The organism is Mycobacterium parascrofulaceum ATCC BAA-614 (assembly GCF_000164135.1).
GTDB lineage: Bacteria > Actinomycetota > Actinomycetes > Mycobacteriales > Mycobacteriaceae > Mycobacterium > Mycobacterium parascrofulaceum.
In genome coordinates this window covers 156,071-160,801 of record NZ_GG770561.1, presented here as the reverse complement: position 1 = coordinate 160,801, position 4,731 = coordinate 156,071, and the positions used below count along the sequence as shown (strand labels likewise).

Below are 4,731 nucleotides of genomic sequence, written 5' to 3'. Positions count from 1 at the left end.
CCACTCCCGATCCGTGTCTCCGGCACATCCACTCCTCGTAGTGTATGCCTCTACGGTTCAGGGCAGGTTCAGCATGTCGGCGCCGCCAGCCGCCCGAACTGGGAAAGCGACCGCTTAATTTGCCTCGGCCGATGACTCTAGCTTCGTGTCAGGAGTGAGGTGCACCCCACGCACTTCCGCAATTGCCGAAAAGGCGCCCCACAAAAAAGCGGTCAACTCTTCGACAAGGGCATCCTTGCTGACGGTCGGGGAATTCAGCCAGCGCAGCACACCAAGTCCCACCGCTCCCAGAGCAGCATCCACAACATATTCAAAGTTGGCGCCCTCGCCACCACGCGCCTCGATAGCGGCTGACCAAACATCCACCGTGGCGTCCGAGAGCGGCCTGCCGCCCTCGATCAAATCCGCGGGCGAACGCCCGTCCCTGAAGTGGGAATTCACCAGGAAACGAAAAAGATTAGGCCGCTTATCCACGAGCCCGACGTAAGCGGCCACCGCGGAGCTGACCAGCTCCAGCGCCGTGGTGGCGGCATCAAACTGCGGCACGACTTGCTCGATGATCATCTCCTGCACCCGCTGGCCGACCGCGGCGAATAAGGCGTCCTTATCCGCGAAGAATCGATACAGCTTGGGCCTGGGGATCCCCGCGGTCTTTACGACATCGTCGATGGACAGGTCAGGCCCATACTCGTCGATCGCGCGAAGCGTCGCTTCTATCAGCTCCGCCCGCACAGCAGCTCGATGCTCGCGCCAACGATCGGCTCGGGCATCTCCGGTCAACTCCGGTAGCAGCCGCCCCACGGCACCCAGGTTCATCGACACCCCGAAATTCTAATCTAAAAGCTAAAGCTACTGCACAAGCCAACGGTGCGTCAGGCAACTCCTCACGCGTTGAGCCTCTCGGTGCCCGCCTGGAAGCGCCTGAACGTCGCGCCGCGCGTGACGATCCGTCTTCACCATCATGAACGCGATTCATCGTAGCGGCCGGCCGACCCACCACGAGGGAGATTCGAAATCCAATTCTATTGACGGGTTGTGACGGTGATGCCACCATCAACCCATGCGCACTGACTGCAGGGATCATTCTGTAGGCGATGCCACGGCGGAGTCTTTGGCCTGGGCTGGTGGCGCATGACGATGGTGTTCGCGTCTGGCACTCTAGAATTGCCGGCTGAGGCGGTTTTCGACTACGCTGTCGACTACCGCCGGATGCCGGAGTGGGTCTTTGGGTTGCGCACCATTACGCCAATCGGCGAACTATCAGACGGGGTCGGCGCCGAATTTCGAGGAACCGGCAAGATCGGCCCAATCGCGATGACCGGAACGAGTCGCATCACCGAGTGGGAGCCGTGCCGGCGCATCACAGAGGCCTTGGTGACCAACAACGGCATAGTTGCCTTGGCAGCCGTTGCCACGACGCCGATGGGATCAGCAGTGACCCGCGTTGACATAACTGCCGACTACAAGTTCCCCGGTGGGCTCGCGGGCAAAGTCCTCCAGCGCGCTATCGAGCCGTTGCTTGGTTCAGGTATCCGACACACTGAACGAGCACTGCGTCGGCAATGTCTACGCACCTGCTGAACAGCTCCCACACACTGAGCCGTCCCGGCGTTTCCGGAGACTCCCGATCTTGGGAGGATTCGAGTTATGGCACGCCCGAGCAAGTATCCCGACGAGCTTCGTGAGCGTGCAGTGCGCATGGTCGCTGAGGTGCATCCGCAGTACCCCTCGCAGTGGGCGGCGATCACCGCAGTAGTCGAAACCCGGAACGAGGGCCCCCATACGTCTGGACCAAGACCGTCGACCAAATCTTGATCAGCATCGTCGGCAACTACTGCACCAAAATTAATGACTCAGGGCACTAGTTCGTTTGGGTGGCGTCCGGAATCCGGTGTAAATCGGCCTGCGGAGGTTCTGGCTTCGGTGAGTGATGCTACGCGGTGGCGCTGACGGTTTCGGTGGTGCTGCTAGCGAAGTCCGGGGTGTGCTGGGGCCACAGTTGCCGGGGTGGTTGCAGCAGGCTGCGGCGCAGGTCTTGGAGCTGGCGCAGCCCGGCGGGGGTCATGGTGAGTCCGCGCCAGCCGCGGGATGCGCGGTCGAGCACGGCCCAGGCGATGCTGTTACAACTGGTCTCGCCAGGGAAGCGGCCGATAACCTTTGCGCGGCGGCGGGTTTCTCCGAAGGTGCGTTCGATGAAGTTCGAGTGGCGGATGCGGTGATGATGTTCGGGCGGGAACCGCAGATAGGCGGTCAGGCCCTCGCGCTCGGTCAGCATGATCTTCATCGCTGCCGGGTAGGTGGTCGTGTAGCGGGTAGCGAACGCGGTCAGCCGGGCGTCGACCAGTTCGACCAGCCGCGGACCGGGCTCGGTTTTGAGGTCCTCAGTGTCGAAGCAGGCCCAGTAGCCGTCGCGGATCTCGGCCTGCATCCCGGCCGGGATCTTGGCCAGCACGTTGCGTAACCGCTGGATCAGGCAGCGTTGCCGCAGCGCGGTCGGGAAGACCTGCTCGATCGCGGCGATCAGGCCGCGGGCACCGTCGGAGATGACCAGCAGCGGGCACGCTAGCCCACGGTCGGTGAGATCGGTCAGGAAATCGGCCCAGGCCTCGGTCGACTCCACCACGCCGGGGGCCAGGCCAACAAAGACGGGCTTGCCGGCGGTGGTGACGCCCCACGCGGCCAGGATCGGCTCGGCCGGCGAGCCGGGATGCATCCGGAAGAAGGAGGCATCCAGGAACAGCTAATCGAGCACGACATCGCCCAGGGGCGCCGCGCCCAGGTGTTGTACTCGGTTTTTATCGCTTGGCATACCTGCGAGACAGTCGATTTCGAGATCGCGGCCTGATCACCGAGCGCATCGGCAAGGGTGGCCTCGACATCACGCACCGACAGTCCGCGCACGAACGAGGCGATCACCAGCGATTCCAGCGCATTGGTTTTGGTGACGTGCTTGCCGAACAGGCGTGAGACGAACGCGGCGGTCGTGCCGCGCAGCTTGGGCCGCTCCAGGGTGACTGGGCCGACGGTGGTCTTGACCGTCGCTGGCCGATAACCATTGCGCGCCCCGGGGCTGCGCATCCGGCGCGGCCGCGGCGCGTTGGTAGCGGTCACGGCCGAGGAACTCGGTCACCTCGGCCTCCAGCGCGGCCTGCATCAGCAACTGTGCGCCGAGCCGGGCCACCTCCTCCAGAATCTCGGGCAGCTCACGATCGGATGCGAACAGCTCGTCGATCTTGGCGCGAACACGATCAGTCGGCGATACTCGTGCAGGCACGGGCATAGGTCCTTTCTTCGATGACTTGGTAGGTCTCGAAGCAGAACCTATGCCCGGCCCATTTACACCGGCTTTAGGACGCGACCGTTCGTTTGCCTTTTCTTCCCAGACTGCGCCGGACGCCGAGGCGACGCCGCCCTCCCGCCGCCTTGACGACAAGTGCTAGTGTGGCCGTGCCCAGCACAAGGTAACGGCGCCACCCCAGCGCCTCCACGACCATTGCTACCGAGGCCGTGGCCAAGACAAGCACTACAACGCCCGAACGGCGAATCGAATCTAATCTCATGGCCAATAACTATAGCGTTCGTCGCGACCGTCTGGAATGCAGGCCATGGCCTTTAAGAGCTCCACACTGAATCGCCCCGGCATGTCCGGAGACTCCACTTCTTGGGAAGGTTGGAGTCATGTCAGGTGGTTCATTGAGGAGGTATCCGCCGGAGCTGCGTGATGAATCGCCCTGGTTCTGTCGGAGGCTCGGGTTATTGGATTCCGATCAGGGGTTGGTCGGTCCGTTGTGCATCGTAGAAGGTGGCTTCGAACTCGGTCGGAGGAACGTCGGCGAGGTAGCTGTGTAGGCGGCTGGTGTTGTGCCAGTACACCCAGGCCAGGGTCGCCAGCTCGACGTCCTCGACGGTCTTCCAGGGCCCGGTGTGAGCCGGCCCGTAGATCAGCTCGGCCTTGTAGTAACCGTTGACGGTCTCGGCCAGAGCGTTGTCGTAGCTGTCCCCGATGGTGCCGATCGAGGGCACCGCACCGACCTCGGCGAGACGTTCACCGTAGCGGATGGAAGTGAACTGGGACCCGGCATCGGAGTGACATGTCAAGCCCGGCAATGTGTTTCCACGTGACCAGCGGGCCATCTCGATCGCGTCGAGCACCATGGTTGTGCGCATGTGGGAGGCCACCCGCCAGCCCACGATCATCCGGGAGTAGGCATCGACGATGAAGCACACATACGCCACCCCAGCCCAGGTCGGCACGAATGTTAGATCCGTGACCCACAGTTGGTTCGGCGTAGTCGCCGTGAACTTCCGCTTGACCAGATCGGGGTGGCGAGGCGCTGTCAGGTCGGGTTTGGTGGTGCGGACCCGTTTGCCGCGCCGCGCTCCTTGGATGCCGGCTGCGCGCATCAGTCGGGCGACCTGGTCTCGCCCGACGTCGTGGCCGGCACGGCGGGCGGCTTTCCACAGCTTGCGGGCGCCGTAGACCCGGTAGTTGTCCCACAGCGCCACCAGGGCGGGCGCCAGCTCGGCGTCTCGACGGGCCCGTGCCGACAGCGGCCGTGCCTTGGTGTCGTAGTAAGTACTCGGGGCCACCGACACCCCTGCGGTGCGCAGGACGGTGCAGATGGGCTCGACCCCGAATTCCCCACGGTGGGTGTCGATGAAGTCGACTACTTCTTGTGTTGGCGGTCGAGCTCCGCGCCGAAGAAACTGGCCGCTCGTTTCAGAATCTCG

The 4,731-nt window shown here is 63.4% G+C and carries 2 protein-coding genes, 2 pseudogenes and 1 other annotated feature; of the genes and pseudogenes, 1 reads left to right on the top strand and 3 read right to left on the bottom strand.

The annotated features are described in order from the left end of the window. Positions 1-114 precede the first annotated feature (114 nt). Positions 115-816, bottom strand: a complete 702-nt coding sequence (locus HMPREF0591_RS28360; RefSeq protein ID WP_033721584.1) for a TetR/AcrR family transcriptional regulator — start codon at positions 814-816, stop codon at positions 115-117. A 315-nt stretch (positions 817-1,131) separates the two neighbouring features. Between HMPREF0591_RS28360 and HMPREF0591_RS28355 the strand changes: the two genes are divergently transcribed. Beyond that, positions 1,132-1,581, top strand: coding sequence for an SRPBCC family protein (locus tag HMPREF0591_RS28355; protein WP_007172254.1), 450 nt, complete (start codon positions 1,132-1,134; stop codon positions 1,579-1,581). 352 nt (positions 1,582-1,933) lie between these two features. On the opposite strand, the pseudogene HMPREF0591_RS34755 reads toward HMPREF0591_RS28355, so the two are convergent. Both HMPREF0591_RS34755 and HMPREF0591_RS28340 read right to left on the bottom strand, forming a co-directional pair. Continuing rightward, positions 1,934-3,274 (bottom strand): annotated as a pseudogene (locus tag HMPREF0591_RS34755) (IS256 family transposase). Between the two features lie 479 nt (positions 3,275-3,753). Beyond that, positions 3,754-4,731 (bottom strand): annotated as a pseudogene (locus tag HMPREF0591_RS28340) (IS3 family transposase); the annotation flags it as partial. Beyond that, positions 4,582-4,713: a sequence feature (AL1L pseudoknot), on the bottom strand. (Overlaps the previous pseudogene by 132 nt.)

Excerpts from the sequence above, each read along its gene's own strand:
- HMPREF0591_RS28360 (WP_033721584.1), bottom strand. The coding sequence starts at position 816 with ATGAACCTGGGTGCCGTGGGGCGGCTGCTACCGGAGTTGACCGGAGAT.
- HMPREF0591_RS28355 (WP_007172254.1), top strand. The coding sequence starts at position 1,132 with ATGACGATGGTGTTCGCGTCTGGCACTCTAGAATTGCCGGCTGAGGCG.